At 67.7% G+C, this 20396-nt stretch carries 17 protein-coding genes, 6 tRNA genes and 1 pseudogene; 17 read left to right on the top strand and 7 right to left on the bottom strand.

Annotated elements, in window-relative coordinates; translation table 11 throughout:
* Positions 1-10: 10 nt before the first annotated feature.
* Positions 11-718 (bottom strand): deoxyribonuclease V, encoded by a 708-nt coding sequence (nfi, locus tag FMQ63_RS21950; RefSeq protein WP_011551614.1) that lies wholly within the window; start codon positions 716-718, stop codon positions 11-13.
* A gap of 200 nt (positions 719-918) precedes the next feature.
* Here nfi and FMQ63_RS21945 point away from each other — a divergent pair, with 200 nt between their 5' ends.
* The 5 genes from FMQ63_RS21945 to FMQ63_RS21925 all read left to right on the top strand — a co-directional run bounded on the left by FMQ63_RS21945 (position 919) and on the right by FMQ63_RS21925 (position 5545).
* Positions 919-2073: a hypothetical protein gene (locus tag FMQ63_RS21945; RefSeq protein ID WP_228556463.1), complete on the top strand. Its 1155-nt coding sequence runs from the start codon at positions 919-921 to the stop codon at positions 2071-2073.
* Positions 2074-2217: 144 nt separating this feature from the next.
* Positions 2218-3525, top strand: coding sequence for a S8 family peptidase (locus tag FMQ63_RS21940; protein WP_011551612.1), 1308 nt, complete (start codon positions 2218-2220; stop codon positions 3523-3525).
* 163 nt (positions 3526-3688) lie between these two features.
* On the top strand, positions 3689-3937 hold the full coding sequence (locus tag FMQ63_RS21935; protein WP_026113817.1) for a hypothetical protein: 249 nt from the start codon (positions 3689-3691) through the stop codon (positions 3935-3937).
* 9 nt (positions 3938-3946) lie between these two features.
* Positions 3947-4519, top strand: coding sequence for a ThiF family adenylyltransferase (locus tag FMQ63_RS21930; protein WP_011551610.1), 573 nt, complete (start codon positions 3947-3949; stop codon positions 4517-4519).
* Between the two features lie 285 nt (positions 4520-4804).
* The gene (locus FMQ63_RS21925; RefSeq protein WP_020477739.1) at positions 4805-5545 is read left to right on the top strand and encodes a hypothetical protein; all 741 of its coding nucleotides are present in this window, start codon (positions 4805-4807) and stop codon (positions 5543-5545) included.
* A gap of 100 nt (positions 5546-5645) precedes the next feature.
* Here FMQ63_RS21925 and FMQ63_RS21920 read toward each other — a convergent pair whose 3' ends face one another.
* The 4 genes from FMQ63_RS21920 to FMQ63_RS38095 all read right to left on the bottom strand — a co-directional run bounded on the left by FMQ63_RS21920 (position 5646) and on the right by FMQ63_RS38095 (position 11025).
* Complete coding sequence (locus tag FMQ63_RS21920) at positions 5646-6719, bottom strand: PQQ-binding-like beta-propeller repeat protein (RefSeq protein WP_011551608.1); 1074 nt, start codon at positions 6717-6719, stop codon at positions 5646-5648.
* A 1044-nt stretch (positions 6720-7763) separates the two neighbouring features.
* Positions 7764-9242, bottom strand: a complete 1479-nt coding sequence (locus FMQ63_RS21910; protein WP_011551606.1) for an FAD-dependent monooxygenase — start codon at positions 9240-9242, stop codon at positions 7764-7766.
* Positions 9243-9618: 376 nt separating this feature from the next.
* On the bottom strand, positions 9619-10383 hold the full coding sequence (locus tag FMQ63_RS21905) for a hypothetical protein (RefSeq protein WP_225909789.1): 765 nt from the start codon (positions 10381-10383) through the stop codon (positions 9619-9621).
* Between the two features lie 360 nt (positions 10384-10743).
* Positions 10744-11025, bottom strand: a complete 282-nt coding sequence (locus FMQ63_RS38095; RefSeq protein ID WP_225909788.1) for a hypothetical protein — start codon at positions 11023-11025, stop codon at positions 10744-10746.
* A 403-nt stretch (positions 11026-11428) separates the two neighbouring features.
* On the opposite strand from FMQ63_RS38095, the gene FMQ63_RS37510 reads away from it, so the two are divergent.
* The 10 genes from FMQ63_RS37510 (at position 11429) to FMQ63_RS21855 (ending at position 16919) form a co-directional block, all read left to right on the top strand.
* Positions 11429-11587: a hypothetical protein gene (locus FMQ63_RS37510; protein WP_020477742.1), complete on the top strand. Its 159-nt coding sequence runs from the start codon at positions 11429-11431 to the stop codon at positions 11585-11587.
* Between the two features lie 94 nt (positions 11588-11681).
* Positions 11682-11767: transfer RNA gene (locus tag FMQ63_RS21895), tRNA-Tyr, on the top strand.
* 44 nt (positions 11768-11811) lie between these two features.
* A tRNA-Ile gene (locus FMQ63_RS21890) sits at positions 11812-11882 on the top strand.
* Positions 11883-11958: 76 nt separating this feature from the next.
* Positions 11959-12029 (top strand) — tRNA-Met (locus FMQ63_RS21885).
* A gap of 18 nt (positions 12030-12047) precedes the next feature.
* Positions 12048-12123, top strand: a tRNA-Gln gene (locus FMQ63_RS21880).
* A gap of 133 nt (positions 12124-12256) precedes the next feature.
* Positions 12257-12327: transfer RNA gene (locus FMQ63_RS21875), tRNA-Ala, on the top strand.
* A gap of 10 nt (positions 12328-12337) precedes the next feature.
* Positions 12338-12411: transfer RNA gene (locus FMQ63_RS21870), tRNA-Leu, on the top strand.
* A 21-nt stretch (positions 12412-12432) separates the two neighbouring features.
* On the top strand, positions 12433-12975 hold the full coding sequence (locus FMQ63_RS21865) for an HNH endonuclease (protein WP_011551602.1): 543 nt from the start codon (positions 12433-12435) through the stop codon (positions 12973-12975).
* Between the two features lie 395 nt (positions 12976-13370).
* Complete coding sequence (locus FMQ63_RS21860) at positions 13371-13979, top strand: hypothetical protein (RefSeq protein WP_011551601.1); 609 nt, start codon at positions 13371-13373, stop codon at positions 13977-13979.
* 117 nt (positions 13980-14096) lie between these two features.
* Positions 14097-16919: an AAA family ATPase gene (locus tag FMQ63_RS21855; RefSeq protein ID WP_026113818.1), complete on the top strand. Its 2823-nt coding sequence runs from the start codon at positions 14097-14099 to the stop codon at positions 16917-16919.
* 15 nt (positions 16920-16934) lie between these two features.
* Here the strand turns inward: FMQ63_RS21855 and FMQ63_RS21850 are convergent, their stop codons facing one another.
* Entirely contained in the window at positions 16935-17507 is a 573-nt protein-coding gene (locus FMQ63_RS21850; protein WP_011551599.1) for a hypothetical protein, read from the bottom strand.
* An 81-nt stretch (positions 17508-17588) separates the two neighbouring features.
* Here FMQ63_RS21850 and FMQ63_RS21845 point away from each other — a divergent pair, with 81 nt between their 5' ends.
* Positions 17589-18935, top strand: a complete 1347-nt coding sequence (locus FMQ63_RS21845; RefSeq protein ID WP_011551598.1) for a polysaccharide deacetylase family protein — start codon at positions 17589-17591, stop codon at positions 18933-18935.
* Positions 18936-18963: 28 nt separating this feature from the next.
* Here the strand turns inward: FMQ63_RS21845 and FMQ63_RS21840 are convergent, their stop codons facing one another.
* A complete protein-coding gene (locus FMQ63_RS21840; protein WP_011551597.1) occupies positions 18964-19863 on the bottom strand; it encodes a MaoC/PaaZ C-terminal domain-containing protein in 900 nt (299 codons plus the stop codon).
* Between the two features lie 146 nt (positions 19864-20009).
* Here FMQ63_RS21840 and FMQ63_RS21835 point away from each other — a divergent pair.
* Positions 20010-20396, top strand: a pseudogene (locus tag FMQ63_RS21835) (serine/threonine protein kinase); the annotation flags it as partial.

Raw genomic sequence — 20396 nt, 5'->3', positions numbered from 1 at the left:
GGGCCGGCACCTACTCCAGTTCGGCGGCCTCTCCGTCCGCGCGACGGAGTGCGTTGACCAGCCGGTGCGCATGCCGCGTGGTCTCCGGCTCGCGGTACTTCGGGCTCACCTTGAGCACCCACTCCACCGCCGTGGGCAGGTCCATCAGGTGGCCCGGGGACACGTAGACGGGCTGCACGCCCTTGCGCGTGCGCACCGCCATGCCCACGACCTCGCCCCGGTGCATGAGGGGCGCGGTGGAGCCTCTCGCCTCGCCCAGCGGTCCGTGCGTCCCCACCAGCAGGGACTTGGCACAGCCGATGGATGGCACGCCGAACAGCAACCCTCCGTGACACGCAATCCCCATGCGCCGGGGATGGGCGGTGCCTTGTCCATCGAAGATGACCACATCGGGGCGCACCGTGAGCCGTTCCCAGGCAGCGGCGATGGTGGGCAGCTCGCGGAAGGACAGCAGGCCCGGCACGTAGGGAAAGTGCAACGTCACCACGGCCTCAGACTGGGCCACCGGCGCCAACGTCTCCACGTCCAGGACGACGAACCCACCAAAGCCGGTGTCCTTCCCCTTCTCCGTGGAGATGTCCGCGCCCGCGATGCGCTCCACCTTCAGCCCAGGGGGCGGCCGGAGCACCAACTGCTCACGCAGCCGGCGCTGCAGCTCCACCGCCTCCGAAGGCGTGACGTCCCACCTGCTCACTTCGGGCTGAAGCGCCATGCACACGCAACCTCCACTGCCAATCTGAAGGCTCTGACCTCAAGGGCAACCCATGGCGTCCCTTCAGCGTGGACTGGTGAACTGGCCGTTCCCCTTTGGAACCCGCGACCCTCCACGCGCGAGAAGAAGCCGCTGAGCCTGTCCTGGCGACCGGCGAGCCCACCGGATGACCTTGGCCATCCGCGTGCGTGCTCAGCTCTCCGCTCATGCCACGACCCACCCACGCCCGCTTCCGCCGGACGGGCCTTCCCCTCCTGGCGCTCTGTGCATGCCTGGCCGGCAGCGCAAGAACGGAGAGCCCGGTAGGGAGCGACCATGCGCCGCCCCGTCCTCATTCCTCATCCCAGGGATACGGACAGCTCTCCGCATCCGCGCTGGACGCACTGGAACAGCGCATCCTCGGCAAGGGGTGCGAGACGATGTTGCTCGGCGATGCGAAGCGCCGCTTCGTCGAGTCACAGCTCCTCTGCGATGGCCACCTGTCCTTCATCCTCGTTCAGGCGGCGCTGGACGGCCATCCCCTGCCGGACACGCAGCGACGACTGCATGCGCTCCTCGCGGACGCGCTGGGACGGGCCCGGGCCCCCTTCATGCGCGGTGGGACGGACGTCGTCCTGGGCCACGCCCTGCCACGGAGCATCCTCTACCGGGGCTATGTGCTGCTGATGCTCGCGGGCATCGAACGCGCGGGCATGCAGGACGCTGCGTCCACGGCGCTCTTCGATGCCCTGGCCAGCCAGGTCGTGAAGGCGCTCGAACACCAGTTGCTGCTGCCCAGCTTCAGTACCTCCATCTGGCCGTGTGACAGTGCGCCGGCCGCCGCGGCGCTGCTGCTCCATGGCCGGCTGCGAGGCCATGCGCCCTCCGAGGCCGCGGCAGAGCGGCTCATCGCGAGACTGGTGGAACTGTCCGCCCTGCCCTCCGGCTTTCCCACCCGGGTCGACGCGAAGGGACGCGTCGTGGAGCGTACGCAACGGGCCACCACGCTCGCGTGGACGGGCGCCTTCCTCGCCATGGCCGCGCACCCCGCTGCGGGAACCTTCACCGCCACCCTGGTGCGGGATTACTGCGCTCGGCCCGCGGGCTCGCTCCTACCTTTGGCGGCCTGCCGGGAGTGGCCTCGCGGAGTGAACGGGAAGGAGGACTCCGCCAGCGGTCCGCTCGTCTTTGGCGGCTACTCCGTGGGCGCGAGCGCGCTGGCCATCGCCGCGACGCGACTCTCCGACGCGCATGGCACGTGGCATGCCCACCTGGTGAACGCAGCACGAGAGATGGGCATCAACGACATCCTGTCACGCCCCGGGAAACGTCCACTGGAAGCAGTCTTGTACGAATGGGGAACCACCATTCGTCCTTGGTAGGTCATGGCCAGACATCGCGCCTTGAAGCGCCATGGCATGTTCAATCACGGACCGCCGTCTCATCCCTCCGGGTTGATTCATGAATAAGCCGTTTTTGATGTACACCCGTTTTACCCATCACAACCATTTTCCTCTGGGTAAAACATGAATCGACACACACTGAAGCTGTTCGTCTCCGTGGGCATGATGTTGCTGATGGGGGCGTGCGCATCGCGGCAGGTGCCCTGCAAGGACCGCACGGCCAGCAGGCCCACGATGGGCCAGAAGCAGACCGGCAAGTTCATCACTGTCCGAAAGAAGATTCCGGGTGAATACATTGTCGTCCTGAAGTCGCCCGCACAAAGCCTGGAACAGGTCGAGGTCCAGCAAGCCACGACGAGCCTCATCACGGCTTACGGTGGCACCGCATTCGCGATGTATGAGAATGCGTTGCGTGGTTTCGCGGCCAAGATGACGGAAGCCCAGGCGCGGGCCATGGCGAACGACCCCGCAGTGGACTACGTGCAAGAGAATGGCGTGGTCAAAATCGCCGAAAGCCAGCAGGGTCCCACGTGGGGCATCGACCGGATGGACCAGCGCAAGCTCCCGCTGGACAAGGTCTACACCTTCACCGCGACGGGCCAGGGCGTGCACATCTACATCCTGGACACCGGTGTGCGCTTCTCGCACCGGGAGTTCGGTGGCCGGGCCTCCATCGGCTACGACGCCATTGGCGACAGCATGCGGGGCAATGACTGCAACGGCCACGGGACACACGTCGCGGGCACGGCGGCGGGCGCCTCCTACGGCCTCGCCCGCAACGCGATTGTCCATTCCGTCCGCGTGCTGGGCTGTGACGGCTCCGGAGCCACCTCTGGCGTCATCGAGGGCATCGACTGGGTGACCCGGAATCACATCTCGCCCGCCGTCGCGAACATGAGTCTGGGCAGCGACGAGGACCCGGCGCTCGACGACGCGGTCCGCCGCTCCATCGCCGCGGGGGTCACCTACGTCGTCGCCGCGGGCAACGAAGACAACGACGCCTGCAAGCACTCCCCCGCCCGTGCGCCAGAGGCCATCACCGTTGCCGCCACCGACAACAAGGACAAGCGCGCCACCTTCTCCAACTGGGGGGACTGCGTGGACGTCTTCGCGCCGGGGAACAAGATCAAGTCCTCCTGGCACTACGGCGACCGCGAGAGCCGGGAGATGAGCGGCACGTCCATGGCCACCCCTCACGTGACGGGACTGGCCGCGCTGTTCCTCGAGGTGAATCCCACGGCGAAGCCCGAGACGGTCGCCAATGCGGTGTTCACCAACGCCACCGAGAACACGGTGTCCAACCCGGGCTGGTGCTCGCCCAACCTGATGGCGTACTCGGGCTTCATCACCGCGCTCCCGGGGTTGCCCGTCGTGCAACTCAAGGACTTCCTGCCCAAGCCCGCCGTGGTCAGCAGCAGCGAGCCGCGGTAGACGTCTCCCCTGGCAGCCCGGCTTCCCGTGAGGGGAGCCGGGCCCCGGAGGGCAACGCCGCCGGCCGGTATCGTCAGGAGCCTGCCCCCATCGCCGTCCCGGCGTGAGTCCCACGGGGCGCACCCTCGCGCTCCGCCGGGCGCGTGAGGAGGCGCACACGACGATGGCCACGCTCAACATCACCTACGACGGCATGTCCGCGGACGTCCCGGTGGAGCTGGACGGCCCCGTGCCGGACACGGACATCCGCCGCATCGCGACGGAGCTGGTTCGTTCGGGCGGAGTGCCCGGCCTTCACCTGAGCCAGCTTCGCGACGACGCGTTCGCCCACTTCGTCGTCGACCGGTTCCGGGGCGCGCGGGGTGAGGAGCGCATCTACCTGCGTCCCAAGGTCCCCTTCGGGGCCCGGTGAGACACCGCCATGCGAATCCTCTTCTGTGGCGTGGGCGCCATCGGCTCCACCGCGGCGGTGCTGTGTCGCAACCTGGAGGCCAGTCTGGTCTTCGTCGACTTCGACCGGGTCGAGTCCAAGAACCTGCTCGCCCAGGCCTACGTGAAGCCCTCCGTCGGGAAGAACAAGGCCGAGGCGCTCAAGCTCCAACTCCTCAACCTGCACGGGGTGAAGGCGGAGTCCCACGGCGTGCGGCTCACCCGGGACAACGCGGAGGCCCTCTGCGGTGGCGCGGGCCTGCTGGTGGACTGCATGGACAACCAGCACAGCCGGCAGGTGCTCATCGACTACGCGCGTCGGACGGGAAAGCCGCTTGTCCACGGAGCGGTGAACGCGGATGGCACCTTCGGGCTGGTGCGCTGGGATGAGCGCTTCACCCCGGATGCCGAGGACGCCCAGGGTCAGGCCACCTGCGAAGGAGGCGCACATCTCCCCTTGCTGGGGCTGCTCTCCGCGACACTGGCCCGCGCCATTCAGGACTTCGTGAAGCACGGCACGCGCCGTGATTCGCTGGTGAACCTGAGTTCGGTCCTGTCCCAGTGATTCACGGGCGCGTGCGCCAGACTCGGCGCCGCTACGCGCCTGGCGTCTCGCGAAGTGACGATTGAAGTCCTTGGTGAACGCGCTCTCCGTCTCATCGCCGACGCGGTTCGCGACATCACGGATGGCGGCCGGCTCCGCGGCGAGCGTCGTCGCCTGCGACTCGCAACACGCCGCAACGCTGCGTGCGCAGGAGGTAGAATTGCCCCCGTCAAATCGGCGACTCTCCTCTTATGCGGCTGACGGCGCGCACCGCCGCAACCTGCGATTCACGTGCTCGGAGGTTCGATGGCGACCGGAGAACTGCTTGCAGTGAAGTTGTGGAACGAGTGGGGGCGCGCCATCGCGGCGAGTCGAGGGCTGACGGCACTCGACCTGTCCGCGCGGGTGCCACTCATTCGCGCCAAAAAGGCGGTCACGCGCGTACTGGTTTCGCTCACCAGCTCGCCGCAAGGGGGGCTCGGGGCCGAGCTGCAGGTTCGCTTCGAGAAGAAGACACCAGTCGAGCTCGAGTTCATGGGCACGACCTACGTGGCATCGAAAGAGCTCGTCGTCGCCGAAGGAGCGGGCACCCAGCAGGGTGGTCGTGTCAAGCTGGCTTCGAACGCCCTGAAGCTCACGCTGTGGGCCACCGGGATGGCCCGTATCATCCCCTCAGTGCTCGAAAAGTCGCCGTTCATGGGGCGCGCGGATCGCTACCTGCGCTGCGGTCGAATCGAACAGCTCGCATATGGGCACGATGTCGAGCTCGGGCCCCTGAGGGAAATCGATGGCAACTTCACCGCCGACGCAGACGAGTTCGAGCTGCTCACCCGGCTGGGGCTCACGTGCACGGACGAAGCCGACAGCAAGAGCACGATCCTCACCCACGAGGAATGGATGGAGCGTAGGGACGAAGACTACGCGAGGATGGTCCACACCCCGAAAATCGTTTGGCGAGACGACGACGGGGGCCGCATCGAGCCCAACTCGAGCTTGCTCAACGTGAAGTGGGGCTACCGCGGACCGAAGCTCCGAACTGTCTGGTAGCTGTTCAGGCGTGTCTCGTGCGTATAGACGGGATAGAGGCCATGTTGAGGCGCGGCAGGGGCCTGGGCCTACGAGCCATGTGGAAGCCGGGTGGCCGACGCTACCCCAGCGCGACGATCGCGCGGTCACAGCCCACGTAGACCGTGCCGTCGGCGACGAGCGGTGCCGTCGACACGCGGTAGGGAGCCTTCCACCGCCAGCGCTCTGTTCCCTCCCGGAGCGTCCAGGCGTGGACGACGTTGCCGGCCCCCATGTAGACGACGCCACCTGCGATCGTCGGTGAGACCGTATCCTTCGGGGGATTGTCGAGCGCGACCGACCAAATCTCTTTCCCGGTATCTTGGTCCAGCGCGTGGAGAATCCCGTGATAGCCGGTGAAGCACACGACGCCGTCCGCAACGGCGGGCGTTCCCCACAGCGCGCCGCCCGTCTCATACAACCAACGCTCTTTGCCACTGGCGAGGTCGAGCGCGCGAAGGCACTGCCCCAGACCGGACAGGGCATAAACCGTGCTGCCTTCGATCGCGGGCGCTCCGCCGTTGGCCATCGCACCGGCCTTCGCCGACCATCGCTCGCCCCCCGTGGCGCGGTCGAGCGCGACGACGTGGCCCTCGACGAAGTCGCGTCTGGTCCCGACGACGACCTGATCGCGCGTCACGCTGACCGCGGACCCCACACTCTCACCACAGCGTAGCTGCACGCGCCATCGCTCTACTCCCGTACGCGCGTCGATGGCGACCACCCCACCGAGCCGCGCTCCCACGTAGACGTCGTCGTCGACAACGATTGGCGAGGAGGTCGCCTCGGAGTCACACGAGACGCTCCAGCGGATGGCGTGCGTGCCAAGATCGACGGCGTGACACTGCCCGCCACCGACGACGAAGAGCAAACCATGCGCAACCATCGGATTCGAGATGCTCTCAGAAACGCGCCCCCCGACCCGCACGCTCCAGAGCTCTTTTCCCTTCGCGAGGTCAAGCGCGTAGAGCTTGTCATTGTCGAAGTTCGCGAACAGCACGCCATCGTGGATTGCAGGCGTGTTGCGTGTGGTCGCAAGCGTGCCCGGCTTGAACTTCCAGCGGGCTCGCTTGACCACGAGCGGCCCCGTTCCCTCGAAGTGTCCGGTCCGCGCAGCATTGGCGCCAAAGAATACGGAGCGAGATGAATCCGACATGGGTAGATCCCTTTTAGTAGCCCGGCAGATGGCGTTCGTCGCGACGACCCTCGTCTGGAAGCGGAGGCACCTCGGACCAGTCGCCTTCAAGTTGGCTGCACGAATGCGCTCGGTCAACTGGGCGTCGCCGCGGCCTCCTGAGCGAACCCGGCCGCAGCATTTTTGGTTTGCGGACCCGCTCTAGCGTGTCACAGCGAATGAGGGAGGCGCGCGCAGAGGACATCAACAGCTCGGCGAGTCCGCCCAGGCGACTTCTTCCCTGATACAGAGAGGGAGCTTCACGCCTCCCACCAATAATCCCTTACCTGGCTCCCGATTGAGCTGCTGAACGGCCTCTCCAGCTCCCCGTGCACGAGCTCCGCGTTCCAATCGACCCGCTCCAGGGTGGTCGACACGACGTACTTCTTTGCCGCGTCAATCGTCCGAGCGAAGGGGTCCATCCAGTCAGGCATCGCCCCGTTCGCGTCGGCGGTCGAAATGCGGCCTCCATCATTTCGTAGGTCACCCGCCCAAAGAGGAGGGCATCCGCCTGGTCGAGATTCTCGCGCGCGTGACGATGCAGGTCTTTGTCCGGGGATATCTCACGATGATCGCAGCATCCGTCCAATGTGACGTTGATGGAGTACCGAAGAGGGCGCACTACGTAAGAATACCGTCGATGGGTTGTATCCACCCAAAATTCGGTCGCTGCGTCATGAGTGCCTGTGCCTACCCAAAACTCGGTCGCTGCGTCATGCGTACGTCAAGGCGAGTGAGCACGAGGCTGGCGAGTTCCCGTAGCGGCGAAGCAGACAGCGCACCCGTCATGCCGCTCCTGAGAGCCCCCAGAGCGCAAAGACTCCGCAGAGCGCCCGACCCTCGTGGAGCTGCCGGGCCCCTCGGGAGGTCGCCCCCCCTAGGCCCCGTCAAGAGACACTCACTGCGGCCCCCTATGCGACCGCAATACTGACCCGGGAGGTCTTCCGGAACAGGCCTACGGAGCACATGCTCCTCCTGGGACTCCCGGCGCTCGCTCCGTGTCTCCCAGGAGGCAAGCGAAACGCGTTACGTCGCACGCGGCGGCCCGAACCATCGGGCCAGGGCCTCACGCAGCCCCTGGTCCGTGCCCTCCCCGACCCACGCGGCGTGTCCGTCCGGTCGAATCAGCACCGCAACGGGCGCCGTGACCGCGCCGAGCGCCGGGAGCTCCCACTCCCCCGTGTAGCGAGCAGCGACCCTCCGAACCCGGTCCCCCCAGGGCGTGATGTCGAGAGTGCCGGGCTCGCCCAGGTTGAGCAGCACCGGCCGCGCGTCGTGCAACAGGTGGAACACGCGCCGCGGGCCGTCGGCGGTGACCAGGTCGAGGTCCGGCATGCGGCGCCCGAGCAGCGGGTGTCCGTTGCCCAGGTCGTAGTGGACGTCCAGCCCCGACATCATCGCCGCGTACTGCTTGCGTGGCCCGTCCATCCCCAGCAGCTCAGCCAGCGTCTCGCGCACGGCGTCCATCCGCGCGTCACCGCGACTCAGCGCGGTCTGCGCCATGGTCTTCCGCAGTGCACGGGCCGCGACGGGGTGCCGCTCGGCCTGGTACGTGTCGAGCAGGCTCTCCGGCGAGACGCCGCGCACGACCTGGGCCAGCTTCCATCCCAGGTTCACGGCATCCTGCACACCGAGGTTGAGCCCCTGTCCGCCCATCGGCGAATGCACGTGGGCCGCGTCGCCAGCCAGGAGCACCCGCCGGTCCCGGTAGGACGCCGCCTGCCGCGTCATGTCGGTGAACCTCGAGAGGTGCGTGGCACTGCGCAGGCCGTAGTCCGTTCCGTAGAGCGCGACGAGCCCCTCGCGCAGCCCCTCGAGGGTCGGCGCGTCGCCCGTGCCGACCCGCTCCTCTCTCAACACGACACCCACGCGCCCGTCCTCCAGCTTGCCCATGGCGTAGGTGCCCTTCTCGTCCCGGCGAATGCCGAACGCCGGCGCTCCGGTCATTTCGACCTCGGCGATGAGGTAGCTGATCGACGCGTCCCACCCCGGGAACTCGATGCCTGCCGCCTTGCGGACGAGGCTGCGCCCCCCGTCGCACCCGACGAGGTGCTTCGCCCGCAACGCACGTCCGTCGGACAGCTCGACGTCGACGCCGGTGTCGTCCTGCGTGAAGCCCGTCACCTCGCACCCACGGTAGATGGGCACCGCCAGCTCACCCACCCACTCCGCCAGGATGCGCTCGAAGCGCTCCTGTAAGAGCGCGAGCCCATGGTTGTGACGCGTCGGGAAGTCGCTGAGGTCCAAATGCGCCTGCCCGAACGCGACATTCTGGACCGCTTGCCCTTGCGAGGTGAAGCGCTCGACGACCCCGCGCTGATCGAGCACCTCCAGGCTGCGCGCGTGCAGGCCGCGCGCGCGAGAGCCGGCGACCTCCTGACTGACGCGCCGCTCGACGATGGCAACGTCCACCTGCGCCAACGCCAGCTCCGCCGCCAGCATCAGCCCGGTCGGGCCCCCTCCAGCAATCACCACTGCGTGCTGTGTCACCACGTCCGCGTGCATTTCTCGGCCCTCCCGCTCCTGGATTGAAACGGGCGAGGGTGGAGCACGACCGGGGGGGCTTGCGGCAATACCCGGGGTCTGGCATCTGCTGGCAGTGGAGAGAGCGGAGAGGGCTGCCATGGCGACTCCAATGGCCCGTCGCGGACCCGGAAAGCGCGGACGCCTGCCCCCACGCGTGGCGAGGCCAGGCGTGCTCTCACCTCTCGGCCATGCGCCCTACTCCTTCAGCTCAAGCAGGAAGCCGGTGCGACCCTCGACGTGCGCGCGGGCATCGTCGCCGAGCACGACGCACGGCACGCCGCCGAAGTGCCGGAAGGCCTCCGCCAGCCCCTCCAGCCAGTCCTGCTGACGCTCGGGCTACTCGGAGGCGCCTCTGTCACGACTCAACGATGAACGTGGTGTAGTCCACTCCGGTGTTACCGGTGATGGGGTCGTATGCAGTCACGGTGACCTCGTAGATACCCTGCTGCTGGACGGACAGCGCTGCCTCGAAGGTGCTGGTCTTCCCGGCGTACTTCAGGGGGAGCTGAGTGAGCGGCTTCCCGTTGTGCTTCACCGTGGCCTGCAGCTCATACCGGCTGGAGTCCCAGAGCCCCTTGGGCTCGGTAGGACAGCCACACATGAGCGTGAGGTTGGCGCGAAGAGGAAGGGTGAGCTTCTTGTCGGCCGGGAGCTTGAAGAACTCGTGAGCTGACGGGGTCACCACATTCATCACGAAGCCGGGCAGCTCCAGGATGAGGCCATCGCCCTCGATGTGCTTGCCGGGCAGCATCCAGAGTTGGGTCGTGCTGGTGGCGAGTGCCTGCCGCTGCGCGAGGGGCCCGGACACCTCCACGGTCACCAGCCGCGGCTCGGTGACGTCCAGCGTGGCCGTGAACTTCGCGGATGACTCATCCGCGAGCGGCGCTCCCCGCACTTGTGGCTGCTTCATCAGCGTCTGGGTGTTGCCTGTCGACCCGGCTGTGACGCCGCTGACCAGTACCTGGCCAGACTGCGCATCCCGGAGCACCACCCGCACGCCTCCCATTGACGTCCCGACGAACTTGCCGTCCCGAGCGAGAGCCCTCACGACCAGTCGTGTCTCGGCTGCCAGGGCCGTCGTGGAGAACAACAGCAGGGTCCAGAGAATGAGGCTTCGCATGACTCGCTCCGTGTCGGAAGGTCTTGAGCGGAGCCGCATAACACGGCATGCGCACGAGCGTCGCAGGCCCTGGTGGAGAAACGCCTCGAGGCGGCACTGACGGTCGGACCTCGCGAGTGAGGAGTCGCTCGTTCAGCGCTGATTCCCCCGCGAACGTCTTTCCGAGCGTCCACGTCCGCCCGCCCGATGGCGCGGCGGAGTCGGCGAAGGAGCGCACGTCGGGATTGGATTCGGCGGGGCTGCTGGGAAGGACCTTCTCGGACGGTTTCACCGAGAAGCGTCCCTCGTTCCTGCTCGCCCCTCTTCACCGACTCCACACGACTCGGGACTTGACCGGCACGAGGGTCGTCAGCGTGGAGTCTAGGGCTCCTGGCTTGTCAGGGGCGGGCTGACACCCTCGATGCGCGTATGACCGTCCTTTCCGACCTCCAATCGGACTTGCGTCTTGCCAGCCGCGTCGCGGATCTCCACGGTCGCGACGCCCCTCTCGTTGACACCGAGGGTGATGCGCTCTTGGGGAGAGTTCCCATCGTTCGAGCGAAGTTGAATCGAGGGCCTCCCGTGGATGGTTGAGACACACACGGCCTCATAGCCCTCCGAGCTGTCGAAGCACAGTCCGTGGAAGCCTCGCTCGTCCAGCATTCCAATCCCTCCCATCTCCTGGCCCGACGGGCCCAGGAACTGAAGTCCATAACCAGGCGCGGCACGTGGCCCCGGGAGGGGGGCCCCGATGCGGACGCGCGTCTGTCCTTGCGCGTCCACAATGTTCAATTCTCGAAGGTTCATTGATGTCGGTGGCGCCTGCTGCGTGCACGAGGCGAGCGCACCCGCCAACAAGACGACACCGCCGGCCCACGAGGATTTGCCAAATGCACCACGCATGGAGGGCGACCTTTCTGGTTGAGAACCGACAATGGGGTTCTGCATCGGCAGCATGAAGGTGCACCGAGCTCTATCGCAAGCACCATGCGACACTCTGTGCCACCGAGCCTTGTCAGGAACGAAAATCACCGGACGTAAGGTCTCCTCGAAAGGAGCGGCGACCATGACGACGTTGACGATGCAGACGAACCCGATGAAGCGCAGCTATCGCAACAACCTCTGGTCCCAGCTCGACGCCGCCACCAGCTCCCTTGTGAGCTTCGATTCGAAGTGCATCGTGGGATTTGACCGGATTGGCGGCCATCCGCCCGTACCCTGCTGAAGCTCGCGCTCCGTCACCGGCGCGCCAAGCCACGCAGAGGCCGGGCTCCCATCCAGGGGACCCGGCCTCTCGGCTTTCAGGGCCCCGCTCCTCCGGGGACGTAGAGCGTTAGGGGAGACGCGCGGGCCTGTAGAGCCCGAGCCCGACAGGGCCCGCTGGGTTCAACTCCCAGCGTCCCCATGCAGCACGAGCGTGGCCCGCCACGCCCAGTCGCACACACCTCACGGGGTATCGCTCAAGGGTAGGGCACTCGTCTGATACGCGAGAAATCTCGGTTCGAGTCCGAGTACCCCGACAGACAGGCTATCTGACAACTGAATCGTCGTGATGAATGCATGCCGTCTGCTCTTTCCTGGGGCGGCACACAACACACCTCCGTAGCTCATTGGTAGAGCATCTGCCTCATATGCAGACGGCGAGGGTTCGAATCCCTCCGGAGGTATCTGAAGCAGCAGCACATACCGGAGTCGTCTAACCAGCAAGGATGGCGGACTCTGACTCCGCAGGTGCAGGTGCAAAGCCTGCCTCCGGTTCCACCTTTCACCCCCTCAGAGCGTTTGCGCGCTCCTTGGGGAGCAGTTCGTCATAGGCCGCGCTTTGGGAGCAGCTTGGACTCCAAATCCGCGCATGCAGGGTTCGATTCCCTGGCGGCCTGCTCTTGCAGCACATGGGTACGTAGCTCAAGGGGAGAGCACTCGGCTTGCACCCGAGGGATCCGGGTTCGAATCCCGGCGAATCCACTTCACCAACGCCGGAGTAGCCCAATTGGCAGAGGCACCAGGTCGAGAGCCTGGAGGGTGCGGGTTCGACTCCCGCTTCCGGCATAACCCACGAGGCATCGTGTCATGGAGACGCTGGTCCTGAGTCAGTCTTTCGAACCTGTCGCACGTGTTCCCTGGCAACGCGCGGTGATGCTCATCGTCCAGGGCAAGGTCGAAGTGGTCGAAGAGTACGAGGACCGCGTCGTTCGCTCGGTGACGGTGGAGATTCGCATGCCCTCCGTCATCCGCTTCATCCGAGGCCTGCGCCGGCGGCCCAAGGGCGTGAAGTTCAGCCGGGAGAACGTCTATCTGCGGGACCACTGCCGCTGCCAGTACTGCGGCATCAAGGTGACGCGCCCGGAGGCCACGTATGACCACGTCCTGCCGCGCGCACAAGGTGGCAAGACGAGCTGGGAGAACATCGTCATCGCGTGCGTGCCCTGCAATCAGAAGAAGGGCAACCGGACGCCGGAGCAGGCCCGCATGGCCCTGCGCACGGCGCCCATGAAGCCGAAGAAGGTGCCCGAGGCAATGCACCTGACGTTCCTGTTCGAGAAGGGCATGCCCATGTCCTGGGCGAAGTTCCTCAGGGACGTCGCCTACTGGCACGTGGAACTGCAGGAGTAAGGCCGTGGGGGAAAGGGGAGCCACCCGAGGTGGCTTCCGCCTCCTGAGTGTTCCGCCCCGGCGGTGGATGCACTCGGAGGTCCGGGAGTCCGCCAGAGGCGGCTCCCACCCCGACAGCCGCCCCGCGCGCCAGCAGGCGGGATGTCGCTGCTGGCGGTTTTTCTGGAAGCTGAACTGGCGATGGCGCCAGGCCCCGCTGCTAACGGGTGCGAGCCGCTCTTCGGCCCGAGGTTCGAGTCCTCCGGCTTCCGCTATGCATGCCCCGCCGGTCCTCAGGCCACACGGGACTGTCCGCAGCGTGACGTGATGCGACACCGGCACGCAGCATGGCCGTGCCCCCGGGCATCCCTACGCTCCCGCCACCGGAGCCACCGGCCAAACAAGAGGACGGACACATGATGCATGCGCGGATGGGACGGTGGGTGACGGCGGGCTGGGTCCTCCTGGGCGTCGCGGGAGGTGTCGGCGTAGGCTGCGGGTCGAATGACTCCGCCCAGAAGGAGCCTCCCGGAGGAGAGCAGGCCCAGATTCCCGTGGGCGCCGAGGACCAGGAGCGCATCGATATCGGGCTTCGAATCTCGCCCGTGCCGCTGAAGCTGGAAGGCCTGGACCGGAACCTGGTGGGATTGGGGAGCTACATCCTCAATGCCCAGACCGGCTGTAGCGACTGTCACACCCAGCCGGGCTATCTCCCCGGAGGCGACCCGCATCAGGGCGAACCCGAGCAGATCAACACCACGAACTTCCTCGCGGGAGGAAAGCCGTTCGGTCCAGGCCTCGTCTCCTCCAACATCACCCCAGATGCGCAGGGTCTCCCAGGCGGCATGACCTTCGAGGCGTTCCTGGCGCTGATGCGGACAGGCCGTGAACACGGAGCCATCATCCCGGTGATGCCCTGGCCCACCTACGCGAAGATGCGCGACCAGGACCTGAAGGCCGTCTACGAATATCTCCGGGCCATCCCCCCGGCCCAGCCAGGAATGGCCCCGCCGCCAGCCCCTTGAGCGGGGCCGTCACGGCCGCGTCCCCTTCGGGGCACGCATTTGACCGGGATTGCGCGCTCACCCCCGCGGTTCAAGGGGGTTAGAGTGCGCTCCCGGCGAGGGGGCGGCAGACGAGACATGGCGACGAGGAAAAGCGAGGACCAGGAGCGGCTCATCGACCGCGACCTCACCGCGCTGGCGCGGGAGGGAAAGCTACCGGCCGCACACGGCGTGGATGCCGCCGTGACGGAGGTGCTGGGCCTGCTCACGCGGGGCGGCAAGCATCCCCTGCTGGCGGGTGAGCCCGGCGTGGGGAAGAGCGCCCTGGTACAGGAGGTGGCCCGGCGCATCGCCGAAGGCCGCGTGGACGCCGAGCTGGCGAACGCACGGGTGGTGGAGGTGTCCGTCGCCAACATCCTGGCGCGCAGCACCCAGCGCCAGGCGGCGGAGAGCTTCGAGGAGCTGCTGGCCTACCTCTCCCGGCACCCCCGCCCCATCGTCTACATCCGGGACCTGCCCGCGGCCCTCGGTGGCCCGCTCGCGCCCGTCGCCGTGCGCGGACTGCGCACCGGAGGCCTGCGCTTCATCTTCGAGACAGAGCCCAAGCGCGTGCAGGAGCTGCTTCGCTCCGACGAGGCGCTGGCCGAGCGGCTCCACCTGCTGCCCCTGCACGAGCCTCCGACGGAGAAGGCCCGCTGGGTGCTGGGCCGCGTAGCGGAGGAACTGGAGCGCGAGCTGCGGCTGCCCATCGACCCGGCGGCGTGCGACCTGGCGTTGCGCCTGTCGTCCAAGTTCCTGCTCGCGCAGCGCATGCCGCGCAAGGCCATCGAGCTGCTGAAGGAGACAGCCGCGGAGGCGGCGAGCGCGGCCAAGGACCATGTGGGTCCCGAGGACGTACTCACCCGCTTCTGCGCGGCCACGCGGCTGCCTCGCTTCGTCGTCGACGACGCGATGCCGTTGGACCTCGATGAGACAGAGCGCTTCTTCGGCGAGCGGCTGCTGGGACAGACGGACGCAGTGGGCGCGGTATTGCGCTCGGTGGCGCTGCTCAAGGCCGGCCTCAACGATCCGCGCCGCCCCCTGGGCGTGTTCCTCTTCGCGGGTCCCACGGGCGTGGGAAAGACGCAGTTGGCCAAGCTGCTGGCGGAGTACCTGTTCGGCTCGGCGGACAGACTGGTGCGCCTCAACATGGCGGACTACCCCAACGACGGTGACGAGAGCGTCCCCTTCGGTGCCACCTGGGCCCCGGCACTGGAGACACGGCGGGGAGAGCTGAGCGCGCTGCTGGACGGCAAGGTGTTCACCGTGCTGCTGCTCGACGAGTTCGAGAAGGCGGCGCGCAGCGTCCACGACCGCTTCCTCCAGCTCTTCGACGAGGGCACGTTCGTCAACGGGGCCGGCGAGACGGTGTCGTGCAACAACACGCTCATCGTCGCCACGTCCAACGTGGGCGCGGAGGTGTATCGCGAGTCCGGCATGGGCTTCACGGGCGCGCGCCGCGCGGAGGAGATGGTCCCCGAGGTCGACCGGCGAATCGGAGAGGCGTTCCGCCCGGAGTTCCTCAACCGCTTCGACGCCATCTGCCACTTCCGGCCCCTGTCCAAGGTGGACATCCGGAAGATTGCGCAGCGCGAGGTTGGCCGCGTGCTGGAGCGCGAGGGCATCCGCGCGCGCGCCCTGGACGTGGAGGTGACGCCCGCCGTGGTGGACCTGCTCGTGGAGCGGGGTTACTCGCCCCAGTTCGGCGCGCGCTACCTGCAGCGTGAAATCGAGAAGACGCTCACCGCGGCGCTGGCCGTGGAGATTGCGCGCAGGCCGCTGCCTCCGGGCACGCCCGTCCGCGTCGAGGCCCGCCTGGGCGGCCGCGTCACCGCCGTGGCGGAGCCCGCCGCGCCGCCGCCCTCCCCCACCGCGCAATTGCTGCTGCCGTCCGCTCGCGCGGCGCCGGTGAAGCGGCGGCTGGACCGCAAGTCACTCCTGTTCGAGATGGACCGACTGGTGGGCAAGGCGCGCGCCCTGGCGGACTCCGCCGGCCGGCCGCAGTTGGAGCAGCGCCGCGCGGAGCTGCTGGCGGAGACGCAGGCGCCCAACCTCTGGGACGACCCCACGCGTGCCGCCGAGGTCATCCGCGCCTTCCGCACCGTGGAGGCGCAACTCAACGAACTGGAGCGGCTGGAGGCCGCGGGCCTGTTCGCGCGGCGGCTGGTGCGGGAGGCGAAGAACGAGGTGCAGCTCGGCTCCGCGGCGCGGCAGGTGGAGGACGTGGCGCGCGAGGTCCAGATGGCGGAGGCCCTGCACGCCTCCGGAGCCACCACCCAGGACACCGAGGCACTGGTGGACATCTGCGCCAGTGACTCAGTGGAGGCCCAGGCAACCTGGGTGCAGGAGCTGGCCACCATGTACCTGGGCTGGGCCCAGCGGCGCGGCTACGAGGCGGTCGCGGTCGCCGAGGCGGAGGAGCCCTCGCGCGTCGTCGTGCGAATCGCCGGCCCGGGAGCCTATGGCTTCCTCGCGGGCGAAGCGGGCATGCACCGGCGGCTGGAGGACGAGAAGCGCCAGCGCGCCTACGTGCGCGTCCACCGCGGCGGCTCGCTCTCCGAGGAGGAGCTGGCCTACCTGGAGGTCCAGGGCCGGCCCATGAAGAGCCACGAGGGCGCCTACCTCCAGCGCGTCCGCACCGAGGTGACGGTGAAGGACGAGTCCTCCGGACGCGTGCTCACGCTCACTGGCGCCACGGAGCTCGACGAACTGAAGGACATCGCCGCGCGTGTCGTCTACGGCCAGGGCAGCAACACAGACGAGGCACGGCGTTACTACCTGGGACGGGGCGCCCGGGTGGAGGACCCGCGCACTGGCGCCGGCACCCCGCGCGTGAAGGACGTCCTGCGCGGCGAGTTGGACGTCTTCATCGCCGCGTGGATTACACGGCCCCCCACCGAACCCCCAGCGCCCGGCAGCTGAGCCGGGCGCGAGGCGTCAGCGGGACATGTCCACGACTCGGAGCGTCGAAAGGCTCTCCGAGGCCGAGGCCATCGTCTGGCCGAGCTTGCGGGCGCTCTCGGGGAAGGGGCCCCGCGCCAGCTCCCGCCCCGACGGGCTCAGCACCTTGGCGACGACCTGGCCGAACCCCTTCTTCAGCCCCATGGCCTGGTGCGGCTCGCCCTTGGCGTCCGCCACCATGAAGAGCGACGACTCCAGTTCGGGAGGCGGCGCCTCACCGTGCTGACGGAAGATGTTCCGCATGTGCTCGATGGACTCGCGGTGGCTCTTCTTGATTTCGCCCCGCGCCATGCCCTTGAAGAGGCCGGGGACGTCCCGCAGGTCCACGTGAATCAGGACAATGGGCCGCTCCTCGCGCAGCTCGTAGATGAACGAGTAGGCGTGCTGGCGCAGCTCGGCCCGAGAGCCCCGGTTGGCGTACAGCACCAGGGTGGGCCGCCCCTTGCCGACGGGGACCTCACGGCCGAATACGTCCTTCAGCTCGGCGGCCTGAGAGGGAATCGCCCCCAACAAGGCCAACAGACATGCGAGCGCGGCGACCTTCTTCATGCAGCGAGTTCCTTTTCCAAGGGCCTACGGTGGCCCAGACGAACACGGGGCACCCCTATTCGAATCCCTTGCCCCGCCCTGGTGTCGGCGTGGCGCATCTGCCAGCTCCAAGTTGCTTGCCCACGGGGCCTGGCCGGTTGCCCGGCGTCCGTTCCGTCTGGTATCGAATTCATCATGCCGCACGAGGCTGACTCGCCGCGGTGGGGGAAATCCATGTCCAGTCCGCACGGGGTGTTTCGAAGGTTCGTCTCGCTGCTCCTCCTGTCGCTGGCGCCGCCCGCGTTCGCCGCGGCGCCCTTCACCGAGGGGATGGTCACCATCACCCTGGACGACGGCTGGGCCACGCAGTTCTCGCTGGCCCGCCCCGAACTCAACGCGCGGAACATCCCCGCCACCTACGGTCTCGTCACCCTGGCCATCCACGAAGGATGGGGCGGCTACATGTCGCTGGCGCAAGCCCAGACGCTCGTCACCGACGGCAATGACATCGCCAGCCACACGCTGACACACCCAGACCTGACGTCGCTGTCCCCGACGCAGCTCGCGGCCGAGCTCCAGGACTCTCGTGCCTGGCTGGAGAGCGCGCTGGGCCTGCCCGCCGTCCCCAATCTCGTCGTGCCGTATGGCCTGCAGAACGGCCCGGTGCTCGACGCCATCCGCCAGCATTACGCCAGCAGCCGCACGGTGAACGCGGGCCGCAACTTCCGCGACACCCTCGTCTACGAACTGCGCGCCAATGACGTGGCCCGCACCGTTCCGGTCAGCACCGTCCAGGGCTGGGTGGACCAGACCATCGCGGAGAAGAGCTGGCTCATCCTCGTCTTCCACGAGTTCGTCAACGGCACGCCGACCCGTGACACCCAGTACGAGACGTCCCACTTCGCGGACATCCTCGACTACGTGAAGACGCGCGGCGTGCGCACCGTGACGCTGGCCGAAGGATTGGCCCTGACGGAGGGGCGCACCGAACCCGACCTGACCGCGGGCCTGTTCGTCTACACCGACGCGCTGCAGAATGGCTTCGCCAACTGGAGCTGGGCGGACCACTCGCTCGATGAGACGGGGGTGGTCCATGCGGGCTCGGCCGCCATCCGCTTCGAGCCGGACACGTGGAATGGCCTGCTCTTCCACCACCATGGGCTGGACCTGGCGCAGTATCAATCCATCCGCGTCTGGGTCCACGGCGGTACCGCGGGAGGACAGGCGGTGCGGCTGGTGCTCCATGATGGCACGCAGATGCTTGGCACCACCCGCCTGGACACCGCGCTGGGGGCGCCCATCGCTCCGGGAGTCTGGCAGCAGGTGACGATTCCCCTCTCCAGCATCGGGGCCACCACGGGCACGCTGCGGGACATCTACTTCCAGGACGACTCCGGCACGGACCAGCCGGCGCTGTACCTGGATGACGTGGTGCTCCTGCCGCAGTGACGTCCTCAGTCCCACGCCGGGCGCATCGTCACCGCGCCGGCGACGCACCCGGTGACAGGCGGCCCAGCAAGTGGAGTTGGCCGTCCTCCGCCATCACCCGGTAGGCAACGGCGCCCTCTGGCTGTGGGGCGGTCTGGAAGATGACCCGGGAGGGCAGCAGGAGCGGACGGCGGAACTCCGAGGACAACGTGAGCGCGGGAGCCTCCGCCGCCTCGCCCATCTCCGCCACGCAGCGGCCCACGGTCCACATGCCATGGACGATGGCGCGGGGAAAGCCGAAGGGGCGCGCCGTGAAGCCATACAGATGGATGGGGTTGTAGTCGCCCGACGCCCGGGCGTAACGGCGGCCCGCGTTCTCCGGGACGGACCAGTTGGCCGGACGACTGTTGGCGAAGACTTGCGCCACGTCGGTGGAGGGAGGACGCCCCGCCTCACGCGGCCGCTCCCCCATTCCAGGCAGGCGGCGGAGCATGGTGGTGACGGCGCTCCACACCTGCGCGCCGTCCGATTCCACCACGGTGTGCAAATCCAGCTCGCGCCCCTGCCGTGCCTCACGCTGGCCTTCGACCCAGGCATGGACGGAGAGCCGGGCCCCTGCGTGCAGGCGGTGATGCTGCTGGATGTGATTGCGCACGTGCACCATGCCCAGCAACCGGTAGGGGAACGCCGGGTGGTTGAGCAGCGTGAGGTGCAGCGACGTCGCGAGCACCTGAGGGAAAGGCAGCGGCAGGTAGCCATCCTCGGGAAACCCACACACCTCCCGGTAACGGGCCAGTTGTCTGGCGTCCGGGGTGAAGCCTTTCACCCGCACATCCAGGCGGGGCACCTCTCCGGGCCGCGAGGGCCGGCGTGCCACGGCAGCACGCAGCAATTCCTTGGCGAGCAGCGGAGGCTGGGAGAGCTCGAGCGAGGGCGAAGTGTTTGACACGTTGGGACTCCAGGATGACGCAGCCAGACGTACCGCATGGCAGCACGCGCGGCCCCCGGCGTGAAGCAGAGAGTCCAAGAAAGGACCGTTTGGAATGTAAAGCCCCCCTTTCTCGGGGACACGGAGCGTGGGAGAACGTTGCCTCCGTGTCCTGCTTTGACGAAATCACCGCGCGGGCGCTCGCCGCTGGACAGCTTCATGCTTCGGAATCCAATCCATTGCGCAGACATGCGGAAGGTTGCCGCAAGTGCGCCCAGTTGCTGGCGCGGGTGACGCCGCCTGGCGCGGCGGCGCAGCGCACCGCCGTCGCGCAGGAAATCTCGACGGACACATCCACCCTGACGGCGGGGCGCGGTGATGACGACACGCTTCCCACCGAGCCCATCCGGGTGGAGAACCGGCCCACGGCCCGTGCGCCATCACCGTCGTCGCCATCGGGCTCCAAGCCTTCCGAACGGCCCGCCCGCCCCGCCATCCGCCAGACCGGGCTCGCCACCCACCTGGACAGGCATCCCAATGCGACGGTGCCGACC

Origin of the sequence: Myxococcus sp. CA005, from assembly GCF_006518205.1 — a bacterium.
GTDB classification, from domain to species: Bacteria; Myxococcota; Myxococcia; order Myxococcales; family Myxococcaceae; genus Myxococcus; species Myxococcus xanthus.
Note: the sequence above shows the minus strand (reverse complement) of the source record. Positions and strands in the feature narration are given on the sequence as shown.

What these genes read in the sequence shown, in the direction of transcription:
- FMQ63_RS21945 (WP_228556463.1), top strand. Translation starts at nt 919, where the DNA reads ATGCCACGACCCACCCACGCCCGCTTCCGCCGGACGGGCCTTCCCCTC.
- FMQ63_RS21940 (WP_011551612.1), top strand. Translation starts at nt 2,218, where the DNA reads ATGAATCGACACACACTGAAGCTGTTCGTCTCCGTGGGCATGATGTTG.
- FMQ63_RS21935 (WP_026113817.1), top strand. Translation starts at nt 3,689, where the DNA reads ATGGCCACGCTCAACATCACCTACGACGGCATGTCCGCGGACGTCCCG.
- FMQ63_RS21930 (WP_011551610.1), top strand. Translation starts at nt 3,947, where the DNA reads ATGCGAATCCTCTTCTGTGGCGTGGGCGCCATCGGCTCCACCGCGGCG.
- FMQ63_RS21925 (WP_020477739.1), top strand. Translation starts at nt 4,805, where the DNA reads ATGGCGACCGGAGAACTGCTTGCAGTGAAGTTGTGGAACGAGTGGGGG.
- FMQ63_RS21920 (WP_011551608.1), bottom strand. Translation starts at nt 6,719, where the DNA reads ATGTCGGATTCATCTCGCTCCGTATTCTTTGGCGCCAATGCTGCGCGG.
- FMQ63_RS21910 (WP_011551606.1), bottom strand. Translation starts at nt 9,242, where the DNA reads ATGCACGCGGACGTGGTGACACAGCACGCAGTGGTGATTGCTGGAGGG.
- FMQ63_RS21905 (WP_225909789.1), bottom strand. Translation starts at nt 10,383, where the DNA reads ATGCGAAGCCTCATTCTCTGGACCCTGCTGTTGTTCTCCACGACGGCC.
- FMQ63_RS38095 (WP_225909788.1), bottom strand. Translation starts at nt 11,025, where the DNA reads ATGCTGGACGAGCGAGGCTTCCACGGACTGTGCTTCGACAGCTCGGAG.
- FMQ63_RS37510 (WP_020477742.1), top strand. Translation starts at nt 11,429, where the DNA reads ATGACGACGTTGACGATGCAGACGAACCCGATGAAGCGCAGCTATCGC.
- FMQ63_RS21865 (WP_011551602.1), top strand. Translation starts at nt 12,433, where the DNA reads ATGGAGACGCTGGTCCTGAGTCAGTCTTTCGAACCTGTCGCACGTGTT.
- FMQ63_RS21860 (WP_011551601.1), top strand. Translation starts at nt 13,371, where the DNA reads ATGATGCATGCGCGGATGGGACGGTGGGTGACGGCGGGCTGGGTCCTC.
- FMQ63_RS21855 (WP_026113818.1), top strand. Translation starts at nt 14,097, where the DNA reads ATGGCGACGAGGAAAAGCGAGGACCAGGAGCGGCTCATCGACCGCGAC.
- FMQ63_RS21850 (WP_011551599.1), bottom strand. Translation starts at nt 17,507, where the DNA reads ATGAAGAAGGTCGCCGCGCTCGCATGTCTGTTGGCCTTGTTGGGGGCG.